We start from the raw sequence: 16656 nt of genomic DNA, 5'->3' as shown, positions 1-16656 counted from the left end.
GGCGTGCCACACGGTCACGTTTGCGGCAACCTACCAGGCGTTGCGCGCCCGGGGTCTCAAGAGCACCGAGGCTCTGGTCGTGCTGGCGCGCAAGCTGCTGCGCATTGCCTTTGCCGTGTGGCGATCGGGCAAGCCGTTTGATGCTCATCGCATCACCCCAAGCGCTTGACTCGAACCATAGAACCTTTGCCGGGCCACTGGGTGCGTCCCCCTCCGGGGGAAGGCGCCGCAGGCGACTCAGGGGGAGCTTCAACCAGTCCAGGGCAGTTCGCGCGCAGGCCCCAGGATGACAGGCGGCTGCGCATTGATTTTTTCACCCGCCAGCACACGCTCGTACATCCGCAGGTAGTTGCGCGCCATGCGCTCGGCGCCAAAGTGGTCGACCACATGCTGGTGGCAGGCCCGGGCATCGAAGCGGTTGTTGCGCACCGCCTCGACCAGCACGTTCGCCTCGGCCGAGAGCACGCCGCAGTGCAGCGGTACCAATTCGGGCAGCGCACCGTACGGCGTGGAGAACACCGGGCACCCGAAGTACAGGCTCTCGATCACCGCCAGCCCGAAGGGCTCGTGCCAGCGCACCGGAAAGATGAGCCCGCGCGATGCGTTGAGCAGCCCGGTCTTCTGCGTGCCGCCCACCATGCCGTGGAAATGGATCTTGCGCGACAGCGTCCAGCGAAAGCCCCGCTTGAAGTTGATGCGTGTGCCGCCCAGTACGTCGAGCTCCACACCCGCGCGCAGTGCCACCTTGATCGCGCCGCGCACGTTCTTCACGCCCCAGGCGGCCTTGCCCAGGAAGTGGTAGCGCGGGCGTGGCACGTTGAAGTCCACCGGGCCGTAGCCGCTCCAGTCCAGACCGTTGTAGACGAATTCGGTGGAACCGTACCGCGCCGCGTGGTCGCGCGACAGAAACACGGTGTTCAGCGGCAGCGGCTTGGGCTTGCGCGCGTTGCCGTGCTCGGTCACCAGGTAGGGCTTGCCCAGCTCGGTGCGCGGGTTGAACTGGAAGTGCGTGATGTCCACGCCCTTCGGGATCTGCCCTTCCCACGGCTCGTCCGGGCGGATGGGCAGCACGTCGCCGAAGTCGCAGGTCGAGCCCTCGGGCACCAGATAGCTCACCCGGTGGCCTTGCTGGACCAGGGTCTTGCCCAGGTCCCAAATCACGCGCTCGGTACCGCCATAGCCGTAGACCGGGATGGGGGAGTTGTTGACCAGCAGGATGTGCATGAAGAGGGCTCTCGTCTCAGTTGTCCATGGTGCCAAGCGCCGCCCGCAACCGTTGAAACTGGCGCGGACCAGTCCAGGGCAGCCTGGCAAGGGCCGCCCCGCAGCGAGGGCTGCGTCCCCCTGCCCGCATTGCGCAGCAATGCGAGAGCGGGGGGAAGCGGCAAAGCCGCTCAGGGGGGTGTCGCATCTAAAACGGCCGTCCGCACCCAATGCGCGCGCGCCGCTCATGCAGGGCGGCCAGCAGCAGCGGGCACATGAAGAGGTAGAACATGTTGCCGCTGTTGTGCGCCAGAAAGACCTGCGTGAGGCCGAAGCCGATGTACGACAGCGGCAACAGCACGCCCATGAGGCACAGCGACAGCGATTCGCGGTCCATCTTGCCCGAACCGTCGCGGATGCGCCGGGCCGTCGGCCAGAACATCACGAGCGGGATGCCATAGAAGGCCAGCAGCAACAGCACGCCCGGAATGCCGCGCTTGGCGAACAGGTCCAGCACTTCGTTGTGCGCATGGCCGAACTCCAGCACGACGGGGTGCGCCTGCCCGGCCGCCACACGGCGCGCCTTCTCCTCGATGTACCCGGCGCGGCCCCAGCCCGTCAACGGCCGGTCCCAGCCCATCTGCCAGGCCAGGTGCCAGTGGGCCAGGCGCTGGCCCACCGAGCTGCGTCCGTCCCCGCGCTGCTGGTAGGTCTGCACCTCCGCCCGCGCTTCGTCCACGCGCTGCTCCACCGCCGGCACCTGCGACAGGGCCGCGGCCACCAGCGCCAGCGCGCACAGCCCCCAGTACACGCGCCGCTGGCCCGTGGTGCGCACCAGCAGCCAGGCGCACACGGGCAGCAGCAGCACCAGCGCCAGCCAGCCGCCGCGCGACTGCGACAGCACCGACCCCGCAGCGCCGAGGACCACGGCGGCGGCCAGCAGCAAGCGCTGCCACAGCACCCAGCGCCGCCACTGCACCACCAGCAGCAGGCCGCTCATCACGGCCAGCAGCATGCTCAGATTGCCGTACTGGATGGCATTGGTGAACCCGTTGGCGCGCGGCAGCGCCATCACGAAGGTCTGGTACAGCCCGACGATGCCGCTGCCCACCGCGCCCACGGCCACCCCCATCCACAGCCACGAGGCACGGGGCTCGAACGTCATGAGGTAGAAGATGCACGGGAGCGCCAGCAGGTACTTGACGGGGCGGTCCATGCTGCCCCAGCCCCAGGTCGCCCCCACATCCAGCAGCCACAAGGCCGCCATGCACGAAAACGCCGCCGTCAGCCACCACGCGGCACGCGGCGCAGGGCGCTTCCACCAGACGGGCGCACTCGCAAGCGCCGCCAGCAGCAGCAGCGCTGCACCGTAGGAATAGCCCGAAGGCAGCCACAGCGCGAAGCCAGGCACCATGAACGCACCGACGCTCGCACAGCGCCCCAACCAACGGTAGGTCTTCATCACCGGATCACACGGCCTGTCAGGCTGTCTCGGTCGTAGTGCAGCGCTGCATAACGAAAGAACCCCTCCAGCGCCACAAAAAGACAATACAGAAAACCCGCGCCGCCGCACAGGAACCCCAGGCGAAACACATACAGGCGCAGAAACATCGACAGGCCCGAGGCCAGGCCGCGCAGCACGCCGCCGCGCTGGCCCTTCTCGGCGCGCTTGGCGGCGCCGAGCATCACGTACTGCGTGAGCTTCTCCAGGCTGCCGCGCACCGTGGTGCGCGAGTAGTGCAGCAGGCGCGCCTTGATCAGGCGGCGCGGCACGTCGGCGCCGCCGGGCTGGGGATGCAATTGGGCTTGCTCGTGCACCACGCCGGTGTATTCCTTGACCATGCGGCGCACGAAGAGCCGCTCGATCTGCGACTGCGAGCGAAAGTGCGTGAGCTCGTGCCCGAACGCCACCATGCGCCAGCGGATCTTCCACACGGCCTGCTCGCCCGAGCGCACGATGGCCTGCAGCTCCTGCGCGAACGCAGGCGTCATCACCTCGTCACTGTCGAGAAAGAAGATGTAGTCGCCGCGCGCATGGGCCAGCAAGCGGTTGCGCTGCACGGCAAAGCCCTGCCAGTCGGGGTGGCTGTGCACTTCGGCGCCCAGGCCCTGCGCGATGGCCACGGTGCCATCGGTGCTGCCGCTGTCCACCACCAGCAATTGGTCGGCAAACGCTGCACTGCGCAAGCAGGCTTCGATGCGGTGCGCCTCGTTGTGGGACAGCACCGCCACCGTCAACGTGGGCGACGGCGTGCCGCCCCCGGCTGCCACTGACATCAATCAATGACCAGCGTGTACGTGTTCGCCCGCCTTGAGGCGGTAGACAGTTCCGCAGTAGGGACACTTGGCCTCGCCGGAGCGGGCCACGTCCAGGTACACCTTGGGGTGGGTGTTCCAGATTTTCATATCGGCCTTGGGGCTGGGGCAAAAGACGCCACCCTGGGGGTTGAGGTCCTTGGCCAGCAATTCGATGACAGCTTGCGACATATGTATTCGTTTTCCTTGATGCACCGCCGCGTCGGCGGTGCTTGAAACTGGCCTGCCCGGTGCACCCGGGCACCCGGTCGCCCTCGGCGGTCTGTGCCGGGTGGTGGAGTTCGCGAAGCGGCTCCGTCAGGGCTGGGTCACACCTTCGTGAGCCAATGGGCGTATTGGGGGTTGCGGCCGTTGACGATGTCAAAGAACGCGGTCTGGATCTTTTCGGTGATCGGGCCGCGGCTGCCCACATAGCCGTCCTTGCCAAGCTCGATGCGGTCCAGCTCGCGGATCGGCGTCACTTCGGCCGCGGTGCCGGTGAAGAAGGCTTCGTCGGCGATGTAGACCTCGTCGCGCGTGATGCGCTTTTGCACGATCTCCAGGCCCAGGTCCTTGGCGATGTGGAACACCGTGTTGCGGGTGATGCCGTTCAAGGCCCCCGCCGACAGGTCGGGGGTGTAGATCACGCCGTTCTTCACCACGAAGATGTTCTCGCCCGCGCCTTCGGACACGAAGCCGGAGCTGTCGAGCAGCAGCGCTTCGTCGTAGCCGTCGTCGAGCGCTTCCATGTTGGCGAGGATCGAGTTGGTGTAGTTGCTCACTGCCTTGGCCTGCGTCATGGTGATGTTGACGTGGTGGCGCGTGTAGCTGCTGGTCTTGACGCGAATGCCGCGCTTCATGCCCTCTTCGCCCAGGTAGGCGCCCCAGGCCCAGGCCGCCACCATCAGGTGGATCTGGTTGCCCTTGGGCGACACCCCCAGCTTTTGCGAGCCGATCCAGGTCAGCGGGCGCAGGTAGCCCGACTCGAGCTTGTTCTCGCGCACCACGGCCCTCTGGGCTTCGTTCACCTCTTCCTGGGTGAACGGGATCTTCATGCGCAGGATCTTGGCGCTGTTGAAGAGGCGCTCGGTGTGCTCCTGCAGGCGGAAGATGGCCGTGCCGTCCGCCGTCTTGTACGCGCGCACGCCTTCGAACGCGCCGCAGCCGTAGTGCAGGGTGTGGGTCAGGACGTGGATCTTGGCGTCGCGCCAGTCCACCATCTGGCCGTCCATCCAGATCTTGCCGTCACGATCGGCCATCGAGGGAACTACGGGGCTCATGGGTATCCTTGGTTGCTGTGGGTCGCAAAGGCGAGATTTTAGGCGACCGCCGCCCGGCTGCCGCCCTAGGGCGCACCCTGCACCGGCAGGGCACCGGCGTACGCCTGCTGCGCACAACCGTACCGATCCAGCCGCACGGCAGCGATAAAAGCGCCTGCCTACGGCGCGGCTGGGGGCGAGACCGGCTCCTCGCTCTGGGGCCGCACCAGCTCCCACTTGACCAGCTTGCCGTTGCGGAACTCGCAGGTCACGTGCGACTGGGTGCCGTCGGTCCATCGGTAGATCTCGGGCTCCGTGTCTGCCGCCGACAGCTGCTCGCCCAGCGACTGGGTCATCGCCACCACGTGCATGAGGTTCACCCCCACGCTCAGCCGCGCGTTCAGCATCACCGCGCTTCCCACATAGCCCATCGGACGATTGGCCGCCTTCTTCATCACTGTCATGAGGCGGGTGAAATGCAGCAGGCCCCACATCACCAGCCCCCCGGCCACGGCCGCCACGCCCGCCCAGCCGTAGGCCACGAAACCAAAAACGATGACCCCGACGATGCCCAGCGGTACAAAGATATTGCGCAAATTCATGGCCGCTATTGTCTTATGAGTGCCTGGCGGCTCCGCCCAATCCCCCGCGCCTTGGTCGCCCTCGCTCCTGCAAGAGGGTTCGCGAGCGTCGCCACCAAAGTGTTTCGTTGTGTAAGCGCTACATTAATCAAATTAGCGCACAGCGGCGCCCCATCTTGCTCTGCCGGGTGTTTACTGCAGGCACCGAAGCACCAAAAATGCAGGTTCTTCCTTCTGGAGATCATGGAATGAAACTGGATAACGTGCGCCTGGCGCCCAAGCTATGGGGTTCTATCGTGGGTCTGCTGGGTGCCATGCTGCTGGTCTCGGTCTGGGCACAGCACCAGGCCGGCCGGGTGATGGACCGCACCCTGGAGTCGATGGCATCGTTCGAAAACCGCATCACGCTGGCAGTGCAGTGGAAGGGCGCCACCGAGACCACCGGCGAGCGCGTGCTGGCCAGCAACGCCACCCCCGACCCGGACCTGACCACCCTCTTCGACGGCCGCGTGAAGGCGGGCATCGCCGGCATCTCGGCCATCCAGGCCAAGGTGCTGGAGCTGGCCACCACCCCTGCCGATAAGAAAGCGCTGGAGCGCGTGGCCAGCGAGCGCAGCAATGTGCTGGCCCTGAACAAGCAGGCCCGCGAGATCAAGCAAGGGGGCGACGGCGCCGCCTTCAAGGCCTTCATCGAGAGCAAGTACTTGGCCGCCATCGGCAGCTACGTGGACAGCCTGGAAGCCTTCGTGCAGTTGCAGCAAAGCCAGCGCGACGCCGCGCGGCAGGAGGCCCAGGCCGCCCGCACCCAGGCCAATGTGCTGGCCTGGCTGACGCAAGGCATCGTGTTCGTGCTGGGCCTGGTGCTGTCGTTCCTGCTGGTGCGTTCCATCACACGCCCGCTGAACCGCGCAGTGGAGTTGTCCGATGCGATTGCCGCCGGCAACCTCACCGTGTCGGCCGACGATGACCGCCAGGACGAGTTCGGCCACCTGCTGCGCTCCGTCTCGCAGATGGCCGCGCGCCTGCGCAGCCTGGTGGCAGAAGTGCGCAGCGGCGTCGATTCGATGTCCAACGCCTCGGTGGAGATCGCCACCGGCAACCACGACCTGTCGGCCCGCACGGAGCAGACCGCTGCCAACCTGCAGCAGACCGCCGCCAGCATGGAAGAACTCACCGCCACCGTCACCCAGTCCGCCGACACGGCGCGCCAGGCCAACCAGCTGGCGTCCACCGCCGCGCAGGCCGCCACGCGCGGCGGCGAGGTCGTGGCACAGGTGGTGGAGAGCATGCAGCACATCACCAACAGCTCGCGCAAGATCGCCGACATCATCGGCGTGATCGACGGCATCGCTTTTCAGACCAACATCCTGGCGCTGAACGCGGCGGTGGAAGCCGCCCGCGCGGGCGAGCAGGGCCGGGGCTTTGCGGTGGTGGCCAGCGAAGTGCGCGGCCTGGCGCAGCGCAGCGCCGAAGCGGCCAAGGAGATCAAGAACCTCATCGGTGCCTCGGTGAACACCGTGGAAACCGGCTCCGGCCAGGTGGCGCAGGCCGGGCAGACCATGGACGAGATCGTCGCCAGCGTGCGCCGCGTATCCGACCTGATCGGCGAGATCACCGCGTCGTCGAACGAGCAGCGCGACGGCATCGGCCAGGTCAACCAGGCGGTGAGCAACCTGGACCAGATGACACAGCAAAATGCCGCGCTGGTGGAAGAATCGGCCGCCGCTGCCTCGTCGCTGCGCGACCAAGCCCAGCGCCTGTCCGAAGTGGTGTCGGTGTTCAACGTGGGGCACACGCCCGCAGCGCCCACCCCTGACCGTGCTCCGGCACCCCGGCCTGCGGCGCCCCGCGTGTCTGCCGCCACTGCCGCGCGCAGCCCAGCGCCGGCCCTGCGTACCGCCAAGGCACCTGCGGCAAAGGCCTCGGGTACAGCCCCAGCTGCGGCCACCGCCCGCAAGCTTCAGGCTCCGAAGCCCACCGTGGCACCAGCCGCCACACCCGCTGCCACTGCACCGAAGGCCACCAAGGGCTCGGACGACGATTGGGAATCCTTCTGACGCACCGGCTCCGCGGCACCCGCACCTTGCAGCGGATGCTGCGGGCTGTCGTCGCGGGCTGATCTAATAGCGCGGTCTCTCCTTTCGCCCACGGCCCCTTCATGCGCAACGCACCCCTTCTGCTCGCAGCCCTGGTGGCTGCCCTGTCCACCACCACGGCATCCGCCCAGCACATGTTCAAGTGCACAAACGACAAAGGGCAAACGACCTACTCGGACCGCGCGTGCGAACAGGCACCGCGGCCTGCGCCCCCGGCCGCACGGCCAGCGGTGGCCACTGCCCCTGCGGCCAAGGCCAGTGCGCCCGCTGCCGCTGCGCCAGCCACCAGCAGCAACAGCGCCAAGGCCGAGCCCATCACCAAGCTGACACCGGCGGTGGTCGAGGCCGTGCTGCAACGCGCCGTCGACCTGGGGGACCGCAAGGACTACCGCGGCCAGTGCGCGCTGGCCGCACCCGACCTGAATTTCAAACTGACAGACCACAGCAACTCTCCGCCGAGCGTGTACTCCGGCGGGCGAGGCGACATCTGCGCGCTGCAGCAACAGTCCGCCCAGGCGATGCAGGCCGGGGGCCTGCGCTCTTCCACACGCCTGAACAAAATGGACATTCGCGTCAGTGCCGACGGCACGCAAGCCACCGCCAAATACGAGTCTGCCGCTGCCATCTCCATGGAAGGCCAGCACGCACTGACCATGCAATGCACGCGCGAGGAAGTGCTGGGCCTGTACAGCGGCACCGTGCTGTACAAGCGCGTCACCGCCGTCTGCAGGCCCGTGGGCTGAGCCCGGCCACCTGGTCGCCTAGCCGATCTCCCGCACCACGTTCATCGCCTCTTCCACCCGCTCCACGGCGTGGATGGTGAGGCCTTCGATGGGCTTCTTGGGCGCATTGGCCTTGGGCACCACGGCCACGCGAAAGCCGAGCTTGGCGGCCTCCTTCAAGCGCTCCTGACCGCGCGGCGCGGGCCGCACCTCGCCCGCCAGCCCCACCTCGCCAAACGCCAGAAAGCCCTGCGGCAGCGCCTTGCCGCGCAGGCTGGAGGTAATGGCCAGCATCACAGCCAAATCGGCAGCGGGCTCGCTGATGCGCACGCCGCCCACCGCATTCACGAACACATCCTGGTCCATGCAGGCCACACCGGCGTGGCGGTGCAGCACGGCCAGCAGCATGGCCAGGCGGTCCTTGTCCAGGCCCACGGACAGGCGCCGGGGGCTGGGGCCCGCGCTGTCGACCAGCGCCTGGATCTCCACCAGCATGGGCCGTGTGCCCTCCAGCGTGACCATCACGCAGCTGCCGGGCACCGGCTCGCTGTGCTGCGACAGGAAGATGGCGCTCGGGTTGCTCACGCCCTTGAGCCCCTTTTCCGTCATGGCGAACACGCCGATCTCGTTGACCGCGCCAAAGCGGTTCTTGATGGCCCGCACCAGTCGGAACTGGCTGTGCGTGTCGCCTTCGAAGTACAGCACCGTGTCCACCATGTGCTCCAGCACGCGCGGGCCGGCCAGGGCCCCTTCTTTCGTCACGTGGCCCACCAGCACGATGGCCACGCCCGAAGCCTTGGCCGCACGCGTCAGGTGGGCCGCGCATTCGCGCACCTGCGCTACCGAGCCCGGGGCCGAGGTCAGCTGGTCGGAGTACACGGTCTGGATGGAGTCGATCACCGCCACGGCGGGCTGCATGGAATCGATGGTGGCCAGAATCTTTTCCAGCTGGATCTCTGCCAGCACGTTGACCTGGCTGTGGTCCAGCCCCAGCCGGCGCGATCGCAGCGCCACCTGCGCGCCGCTTTCCTCGCCCGTCACATACAGCGTGGGCAGGCCGGCGCGCTGCAGCGCGTCGAGCGCCTGCAGCAGCAGCGTGGACTTGCCGATGCCCGGGTCGCCGCCGATGAGCACCACGCCGCCTTCGACGATGCCGCCGCCCAGCACACGGTCAAGCTCGTCGATGCCGCTCGGGGTGCGCTCCACGTCGCTCGCCTCGATGGCCGACAACGGCATCACCGCCTGGGCCTGGTTCAGGCCCGCGAACTGCGGCGTGCTGTAGCGGTTCTTGCCGGGCCCTGCGTCCGCCACGGCTTCGATCAGCGTGTTCCAGGCGCCGCAGGCGGGGCACTTGCCCAGCCAGCGCGGGCTGGTGCCACCGCACTCGGTGCAGGTGAAGACAGTTTTTTCTTTGGCCATGGCAAGAGTTGAAGAGGGAGCGTTCGGCAGGGCGGGCTGCAGACTATAGCGGCGCCGGTGCGGCGCCAGCAGACGGTGCAGCGCGCACAGGCTTGCCATCATCGGCAAAATGCACGCATGCACACACCCACCAACCGCTTCAAGGCGGCCATGGCCCAGGGGCAGGCCCAGATCGGCCTGTGGCTGGCCCTGGCCGACGCCTACACGGCCGAGATCGTCGCAGGCACCGGCTACGACTGGCTGCTGGTCGACGGCGAGCATGCGCCCAACGACGTGCGCTCCATCCTGCACCAGCTGCAGGCCATCGCCAGCGCCACCGCCGCCCTGCCCCCTGGCGCCACGCCGCCCCACGCCATCGCCCGCGTGCCGGTGGGCGACACCGCGCTGATCAAGCAGTACCTGGACATCGGCGCGCAGACGCTGCTGGTGCCCATGGTGGACACGGCCGAGCAAGCCCAGGCCCTGGTCCGCGCCACGCGCTACGCCCCCGAAGGCGTGCGCGGCATGGGCAGCGCCCTCGCCCGCTCGTCGCGCTGGCAGGCCTATCCGCAGTACGTGCACGAGGCCAACGCGCAGGTCTGCCTGCTGGTGCAGGCCGAGACGGTGGAGGCGATGCGCAACCTCGATGCGATTGCCGCCACGCCGGGTGTGGACGGCGTGTTCATCGGCCCGGCCGACCTGTCGGCGTCCATGGGGCACCGGGGCGACCCCGGCCACCCGGATGTGCAGGCGGCCATCCACGAAGGCATCGCGCGCATCCTGCGCGCGGGCAAGGCGCCGGGCATCCTGGCGACCAGCGAGGCGCAGGCGCGCGAATGGCTGGCCGCCGGCGCTTTGTTCGTGGCGGTGGGTGTGGACACCATGCTGCTGGCCAGCGCGGCGGCCGACCTGGCGGCGCGCTTTCGGGACACGGGCGGCGCGACGACGCGACCGCTGGGCTACTGACACAGCCCCTCTTTGTCTCTTCCTTTATTTATCTATCTCTCCATTCCCTGACTGAAAGCCTTGACGATGAAAGCATGTATCTACGGCGCTGGCGCCATTGGCGGCTGGCTGGGCGTGGCCCTGGCGCAGGCGGGCTGCGACGTCAGCCTCGTGGCGCGCGGCGCCACGCTGCACGCCTTGACGGCCGACGGCCTGCGCCTGCGCCGCCCGGATGGCACGGTGGTGCACACCGCAGTGACTGCGCAGGACAACCCCGCGGCGCTGGGCGTGCAGGACCTGGTGGTCGTGGCCGTCAAGGCGCCAGGCCTGCCAGACGTGGCGCAGGCCATGGACCCGCTGATAGGACCTGACACCATCGTGCTCACGGCCATGAACGGCGTGCCGTGGTGGTTTCTGGACGGCTTTGGCGGCGCGGCGCAAGGGCAGGCACTGCAGTCCGTGGATGCCGGCGGCGTGATCGCCCGTGCCATCCCCAGCCGCAATGTGGTGGGCAGCGTGGTGCACACCAGCTGCTCGCTGGAGGCGCCAGGCTTTGTGCGCCAGCATTTCGGCAACCGCCTCATCGTGGGCGAGCCGGACGGCAGCCAGAGCGCGCGCCTGCAGACACTGGCCGCGTTGCTGCAGCGCGGCGGCATCGAGGTGGAAGTGTCGGACCGCATCCAGCGCGACATCTGGTTCAAGCTCTGGGGCAACCTCACCATGAACCCCATCAGCGCGCTCACCGGCGCCACCACCGACCGCATCCTGGACGACGACCTGGTGCGCGGCTTCATCTCGCACGTCATGCTCGAAGCCAAGGCCATCGGCGAGAAGCTGGGCCTGCCCATCGACCAGCAACCCGAGGACCGCCACGCTGTCACGCGCAAGCTGGGCGCTTTCAAGACCTCGATGCTGCAGGACGTGGAGGCCGGCAAGCCCATGGAGATCGATGCGCTGGTGGGCGCAGTGCGCGAGCTGGGCCAGATCACCCACACGCCCACGCCGCATACCGATGCGCTGCTGGGCCTGGTGCGGCTGATGGCACAGACCCGCGGTCTCTACTAGTTCCGTTCCGTTTTCCTCAACCCGACCCGAATCTCACCATCACCATGCTCAAGCTCTTCTACGCTCCCGGCACCTGCGCCCTCGCCGTCCACATCGCCCTGCACGAGGCCAACGCGGGCCACGAGGTGGCGCGGCTGGACTTTGCCAACAGCCAGCAGCGCAGCGCCGAGTACCTGGCCATCAACCCCAAGGGCCGCGTGCCCGCGCTGGTCACCGACCGCGGCGTGCTGACCGAAACCCCGGCACTGCTGGTGTACGTGGCGCAGCAATTTCCCGAGGCGCGGCTCGCACCGCTGGACGACCCTTTCGCGCTGGCGCGCCTGCAGGAGTTCAACAGCTACCTCGCATCCACCGTGCACGTGGCGCATGCCCACGGCCGGCGCGCGGGCCGCTGGGCCGATGAGCCCGAAGCCATTGCAGCCATGCAGCGCAAGGTGCCGCAGACCATGACCGAGTGTTTCGAGGTGATCGAGCAGCACTACCTGCAAGGCCCGTGGGTGCTGGGCGAGCACTATTCGGTGGCCGATGCGTACCTCTTCACCATCGCCGGCTGGTTGAAGAGCGATGGCGTGGACATCGCGACATTCCCCAAGGTGGCCGCCCACTTCGAGCGCGTGGCGGCGCGGCCTGCGGTGCAGCGCGCGTTGGCGTGAGGGTTGTGGCACCGGGTTGAGGCGCTGCTGTGTAAGGCCTCGACAGGCTCAGCCCGCCAGCGCAAATCCTGCCACTCGCCCTCTCCCCAAAAAAGAAAGGCCCCTGCACCTTCACAGCGCCGGGGCCTTTTCATGTCCACCACTGCCAGCGGATCAATTCACCTTCAGATACCGCCAGTCGATGCGGTTGTCCGCACGGTGCGGCACGTCCACCTTCTGCGTGGCGGCCCACGGGATCACCTGGTTGTACAGCGGGATGTGCGAGATCGCCTCGTGGTCCTGCACCAGCACCTTCTCGATGAGCGTGTTGCGTGTGGGTGCGTCGGTTTCCTTCTTGATGCGCTCGATCAGCGCGTCCTGCTGCGGGTCGGAGTAGCGGCCCAGGTTGAAGTTGCCGTCACCACCCGCGCCGGGCGAGCGGATCAGCGACTGCAGCGAGTAGAACGCGTCGAAGGTCGGCACGCCCCAGCCCAGCAGGTAGATGCTGGCCTCGTTGCGCTGGATCATCGGGAAGTACGTGGCAAACGGCAGCGAGCGCAGCTTGGCCTTCACGCCGATCTTGGCCCAGTGCGAGGTGATGGCCTGGCACAGCTGCTCGTCGTTGATGTAGCGGCCGGCGCTGCAGGCAAAGTCCACCTCGAAGCCGTTGGGGTAGCCCGCATCGGCCAGCAGCTTCTGCGCGGCCTTGGCGTCGTAAGGCCAGCGCACGTCGGCCTTGGGCGTCCAGCCGTTCACCTGCCGGGCGATCAGCGTGCCCGTGGGCTGCGCCAGGCCGCGCAGCACCACGCGCTGGATGGCGTTGATGTCGATGGCCTGGTAGAGCGCCTTGCGCACCCGCACGTCCTTGAGCGGGTTCTTGCCCTTCACGTCGGAGCCAGGCAGCTCTTCACGGTACTGGTCCAGGCCCAGGAAGATGGTGCGGTACTCGGCGCCTTCCAGCACCTTGAGCGTGGGGGTCTGGCGGATGCGCGCCAGGTCCTGCAGGCTCGGGTCGATCACGAAGTCGATCTCGCCCGACAGCAGCGCGGCAGTGCGCGTGGCGTCGGCCTTGATGGGGGTGTAGACCACCTCCGTCACGTTGGTGGGGAACTGCGACTTGCCCCACCAGTGCGGGTTGGGCTCGAGCACCACGCGCTGATCGGGCGCCCAGGATTTGAGCTGGAACGGACCAGTGCCCAGCGCATTGCGGTGGGCAAAGTTTTCGTCCTTGGTCTTGATGTCCTTGGGTTCGACCGACTTGTTCTTCTCGGCCCAGGCCTTGCTCAGGATGCGCAGCTCGGTGAGCTGGTTCACCAGCACGGGGTTGGGCAGGTCGGAGAAAATGTCAATGGTGTGAGCGTCCACCTTCTCGATGCGGTCGATGCCCAGCGCATACACGGCGTAGTTGGAGCTCTTGGCCTTGGCGCGCTCCAGCGAGAACTTGGCGTCGTCGGCCGTGAAGTCGCTGCCGTCGCTGAACTTCACGCCCTTGCGCAGGGTGATGCGCAGCTGCGTGGGGCTCACGCGCTTCCATTCGGTGGCCAGGGCGGGCTCGGTCTTGAAGGTCTTGCTGTTGTACTCGACCAGGGTGTCGTACACGGCAGCGTGCAGGGTGTTGTTCACGCCCACGTTCTGGGCATGGATGTCCCAGGACGAAACGTCCACCGCACGGGACCAGCGGAAGGTCTTTGCCTGGCCGGCCAGGGGCAACGCAGTGGCAATGGCCGCGGCCAGGAGAAGGGTCTTGAAACGCATGGGGGAAATCACTCCAGATCAGTCGATGCCCGCACTATGGATCAAAGCGCAGGTTTCGCTAACGAACTTATCCTTCTTAGCTTAGGCGTGCCTGCAGCGGCATCAACCCCACGCCATGACCCCGGCGAGCGCCAGCATGGTGGCCGCGGTGGCGCCGTCCAGCACACGCCACGCGCCGGGCGAGGCGAACAGCGGCGCCAGCCAGCGCGAGCCGAACCCCAGGCTCAGGAACCACAACGCGCTGGCCAGCGACCCGCCCGCCGCAAAGGTGGCGCGGCCCCAGGTCGGATAGGGACTGGCCATGGTGCCCAGCAACACCACGGTGTCCAGATACACATGCGGGTTGAGCCAGGTCAGCGCGCCCAGCGTGAGCAGCGTATTGCGCAGGCTCGCGCCCGCGCCGTTGACCGACACCAGCAGGTGGCTGGGCTTGAACACCCGCGACGCGGCCTGCAGCGCATAAGCCACCAGGAAGATGGCACCCGCCCAGCGCATCAGTTGCGCCCATTCCGGCCGGGCGGCCAGAACGCCGCCCATGCCCCAGATGCCGGCCTGCAACAGCACCGCATCGGACACGGCGCAGAACAGCACCACGGGCAACACGTGCTCGCGCCGCAGCCCCTGGCGCAGCACGAACGCGTTCTGCGCGCCGATGGCCATGATCAAAAGGGCGGTGGATGTGAATCCGTGGACGAAGGCGGTGCTGCTCATGCGCCGGATTGTGGCGATGGCAGTGTGTTCACGGTAGCTATACTTTCTAACGATCCGTCAGAATGGCTAACCACCGACCTTACTGCCCGCCATGGCCCTTGATTCCGCCCAGCTCAGCGCCTTTGCCGCCGTCATCGACGAGGGCAGCTTCGAGCGTGCCGCTGCCGTGCTGCATGTCACCCGGTCGGCGGTGTCGCAGCGTGTGAAGCTGCTGGAAGAGCGCGTAGGCCAGGTGCTGGTGCGGCGGGCCACGCCCTGCACGCCCACCGACGCGGGCCAGGCGCTGTACCGGCATGCCCGCGAGGTCGCGTTGAGCGAGGCCGACGCGCTCGATGCCATCGGCGGCGGGCAGCACACGTCCATCCGCCTGGCGATCGGCGTGAATGCCGATTCGCTCGGCACCTGGTTTCCTGCGGCCATGGCACACGCCCACGCGGCCGAGGGCCCGGGCCTGACCTTCGACATCCATGTGGAGGACCAGGACCATTCGGCCAACCTGCTGCGCGAAGGCCGCGTGATGGCCGCCGTGACGGCCGACCCGCAGCCGGTGCAAGGCTGCCAGGTGCTGCCGCTGGGCACCCTGCGCTACCGGGCGCTGGCGAGCCCCGCGTTCATGCAGCGCCACTTTGCGCAGGGCGTGAACGCCGCGTCGCTGGTGCAGGCGCCCATGCTGGTGTTCAACCGCAAGGATGCGCTGCAAGGGCGCTTCGTGCGGCGCATCACCCGGCGCGCCTTCACGCCGCCCGTGCACTGGCTGCCGGACGCGCACGCCTTTGTCGCCGCCACGCGCGCGGGGCTGGGCTGGGGCATGACGCCCGACCCGATGGTGGAGCGCGACCTGAAGACGGGTGCGCTGGTGGAGCTCGTCCCCGGCAGGCCGGTGGATGTGCCGCTGTACTGGCAGTACTGGCGCCTGAACGTGCGGGCGCTGCACCGCATGACGGAGGCGGTGCAGCTGGCGGCTGCGCAGACGCTGCTCAGCTGATCAACGCGGCAACTCACCAACTCACAACTGGTCGCGCATCTGGCCAGCCGCCACCGTGATCTCCGATCAGCGGCAGCAGCAGCGGCGGCAGCACCCGGCGCGCCGAAGTCGCCGGTGCTGCACAGCGCCATCGGGCAGCTCAGTTCACGCGCTGGCCAAGTCCTCGTGGTGATCCGCCACACCACGCTTCCAGTACGCCGCGATGCGCATGCGCTTGGCGTCCACCCCGGGCTTGGCGAGCACCACGTTGCGCACTGCGGCCATGTCGCTGTGCTCGCCGGCGGCCCAGATGTAGCCTGCGCCGGGCGGTATCGCGAGCGCATCGACCGCTGCGGGCAAGGAGTCCACCCACGCCAAGTCGAGCTGCGCGGCGCTGGCCAGGGTGCGCTGGTCCGCCGGGTTGCGCACGTGAATGCGGACCGTGGCAGTGGTGGTGGCGGGCAGCTCGGCCAAGCGGCGCGCGATGGCCGGCAGGGCCGACTCGTCCCCGATGAGCCAGTGCCAGTCAAAACCCGTGGGGATGACCAGGCTGCCGCGCGGCCCGGCAATGCCCACCCACTGCCCCACGAAGGCGCTGGCCGCCCAGTCGGTGGCGGGGCCGGCGTCGTGCAGGGCCACTTCGATGTCGAGTTCGCCTGTGGCGGCATCAAAGCGTGCAGGGGTGTAATCGCGCAGTACGGGGCGCGGGTCGGGGAACACCGGGCGGCCGTCCTGCACCGACGGCAGCGAGGGGCGCTCTTGCCCCGGCTGCGGCAGGATGAGCTTGAGGTGGTCGTCGAAACCCGCGCTCACGAAACCGGCCAGTTCAGGCCCGGCCAGGGTCAGCCTCACGAAGCCGGGGCTGAGGTCGGTGCGCCGCACCACCTGGAGGTGGCGTGCTTGCAGGGTGTGGCGGACGCGCTCGACGGCGAGGTGCGCGGGTGTGGTGATGGGCAGAGGTGTGTTCATGATCTAGAATGTTGACAAAGTCCACCAAATGATCTTCTCATTGGTTGATTTTGTCAACTAC

General features: G+C 67.8%; 16 protein-coding genes. 6 read left to right on the top strand and 10 right to left on the bottom strand.

The window, feature by feature from the left end:
* Window positions 1-249: 249 nt before the first annotated feature.
* The 6 genes from ASF16_RS04615 to ASF16_RS04590 form a co-directional block, all read right to left on the bottom strand.
* Entirely contained in the window at window positions 250-1224 is a 975-nt protein-coding gene (locus ASF16_RS04615; RefSeq protein WP_056163381.1) for a glycosyltransferase, read from the bottom strand.
* A gap of 187 nt (window positions 1225-1411) precedes the next feature.
* Window positions 1412-2665, bottom strand: coding sequence for an O-antigen ligase (locus ASF16_RS04610; RefSeq protein ID WP_056163379.1), 1254 nt, complete (start codon window positions 2663-2665; stop codon window positions 1412-1414).
* A complete protein-coding gene (locus tag ASF16_RS04605) occupies window positions 2665-3480 on the bottom strand; it encodes a glycosyltransferase family 2 protein (protein ID WP_056163460.1) in 816 nt (271 codons plus the stop codon). Before ASF16_RS04605 ends, ASF16_RS04610 begins: the two co-directional genes overlap by 1 nt.
* A gap of 3 nt (window positions 3481-3483) precedes the next feature.
* Window positions 3484-3690: a zinc-finger domain-containing protein gene (locus tag ASF16_RS04600; protein ID WP_056163376.1), complete on the bottom strand. Its 207-nt coding sequence runs from the start codon at window positions 3688-3690 to the stop codon at window positions 3484-3486.
* A gap of 137 nt (window positions 3691-3827) precedes the next feature.
* Window positions 3828-4778: a branched-chain amino acid transaminase gene (locus tag ASF16_RS04595; protein WP_056163373.1), complete on the bottom strand. Its 951-nt coding sequence runs from the start codon at window positions 4776-4778 to the stop codon at window positions 3828-3830.
* A gap of 158 nt (window positions 4779-4936) precedes the next feature.
* Complete coding sequence (locus ASF16_RS04590) at window positions 4937-5359, bottom strand: hypothetical protein (RefSeq protein ID WP_056163371.1); 423 nt, start codon at window positions 5357-5359, stop codon at window positions 4937-4939.
* Between the two features lie 227 nt (window positions 5360-5586).
* Between ASF16_RS04590 and ASF16_RS04585 the strand changes: the two genes are divergently transcribed.
* Window positions 5587-7395, top strand: coding sequence for a methyl-accepting chemotaxis protein (locus ASF16_RS04585; RefSeq protein WP_056163368.1), 1809 nt, complete (start codon window positions 5587-5589; stop codon window positions 7393-7395).
* A 101-nt stretch (window positions 7396-7496) separates the two neighbouring features.
* Window positions 7497-8177, top strand: a complete 681-nt coding sequence (locus ASF16_RS04580; protein WP_056163365.1) for a DUF4124 domain-containing protein — start codon at window positions 7497-7499, stop codon at window positions 8175-8177.
* Window positions 8178-8195: 18 nt separating this feature from the next.
* Here ASF16_RS04580 and radA read toward each other — a convergent pair whose 3' ends face one another.
* Window positions 8196-9575 carry a DNA repair protein RadA gene (radA, locus tag ASF16_RS04575; RefSeq protein ID WP_056163361.1) on the bottom strand — a complete coding sequence of 460 codons (1380 nt, stop codon included), beginning with the start codon at window positions 9573-9575 and terminating at the stop codon, window positions 8196-8198.
* Between the two features lie 117 nt (window positions 9576-9692).
* Between radA and ASF16_RS04570 the strand changes: the two genes are divergently transcribed.
* The 3 genes from ASF16_RS04570 (at window position 9693) to ASF16_RS04560 (ending at window position 12217) form a co-directional block, all read left to right on the top strand.
* Complete coding sequence (locus ASF16_RS04570; RefSeq protein WP_056163359.1) at window positions 9693-10520, top strand: aldolase/citrate lyase family protein; 828 nt, start codon at window positions 9693-9695, stop codon at window positions 10518-10520.
* A gap of 66 nt (window positions 10521-10586) precedes the next feature.
* On the top strand, window positions 10587-11564 hold the full coding sequence (locus ASF16_RS04565) for a 2-dehydropantoate 2-reductase (RefSeq protein ID WP_056163356.1): 978 nt from the start codon (window positions 10587-10589) through the stop codon (window positions 11562-11564).
* Window positions 11565-11602: 38 nt separating this feature from the next.
* A complete protein-coding gene (locus ASF16_RS04560) occupies window positions 11603-12217 on the top strand; it encodes a glutathione S-transferase family protein (protein ID WP_056163457.1) in 615 nt (204 codons plus the stop codon).
* A 153-nt stretch (window positions 12218-12370) separates the two neighbouring features.
* Here the strand turns inward: ASF16_RS04560 and ASF16_RS04555 are convergent, their stop codons facing one another.
* Both ASF16_RS04555 and ASF16_RS04550 read right to left on the bottom strand, forming a co-directional pair.
* Window positions 12371-13951, bottom strand: a complete 1581-nt coding sequence (locus ASF16_RS04555; RefSeq protein WP_056163353.1) for an ABC transporter substrate-binding protein — start codon at window positions 13949-13951, stop codon at window positions 12371-12373.
* 102 nt (window positions 13952-14053) lie between these two features.
* A complete protein-coding gene (locus ASF16_RS04550; RefSeq protein WP_056163350.1) occupies window positions 14054-14662 on the bottom strand; it encodes a LysE/ArgO family amino acid transporter in 609 nt (202 codons plus the stop codon).
* A 91-nt stretch (window positions 14663-14753) separates the two neighbouring features.
* Here ASF16_RS04550 and ASF16_RS04545 point away from each other — a divergent pair, with 91 nt between their 5' ends.
* On the top strand, window positions 14754-15647 hold the full coding sequence (locus tag ASF16_RS04545; RefSeq protein WP_056163347.1) for a LysR family transcriptional regulator ArgP: 894 nt from the start codon (window positions 14754-14756) through the stop codon (window positions 15645-15647).
* Window positions 15648-15791: 144 nt separating this feature from the next.
* Here the strand turns inward: ASF16_RS04545 and ASF16_RS04540 are convergent, their stop codons facing one another.
* Window positions 15792-16595 carry a siderophore-interacting protein gene (locus ASF16_RS04540; RefSeq protein ID WP_056163344.1) on the bottom strand — a complete coding sequence of 268 codons (804 nt, stop codon included), beginning with the start codon at window positions 16593-16595 and terminating at the stop codon, window positions 15792-15794.
* Window positions 16596-16656: the final 61 nt, after the last annotated feature.

The organism is Acidovorax sp. Leaf78 (assembly GCF_001422735.1).
GTDB lineage: Bacteria > Pseudomonadota > Gammaproteobacteria > Burkholderiales > Burkholderiaceae_C > Acidovorax.
This window is presented reverse-complemented; position numbering and strand designations above follow the sequence as displayed.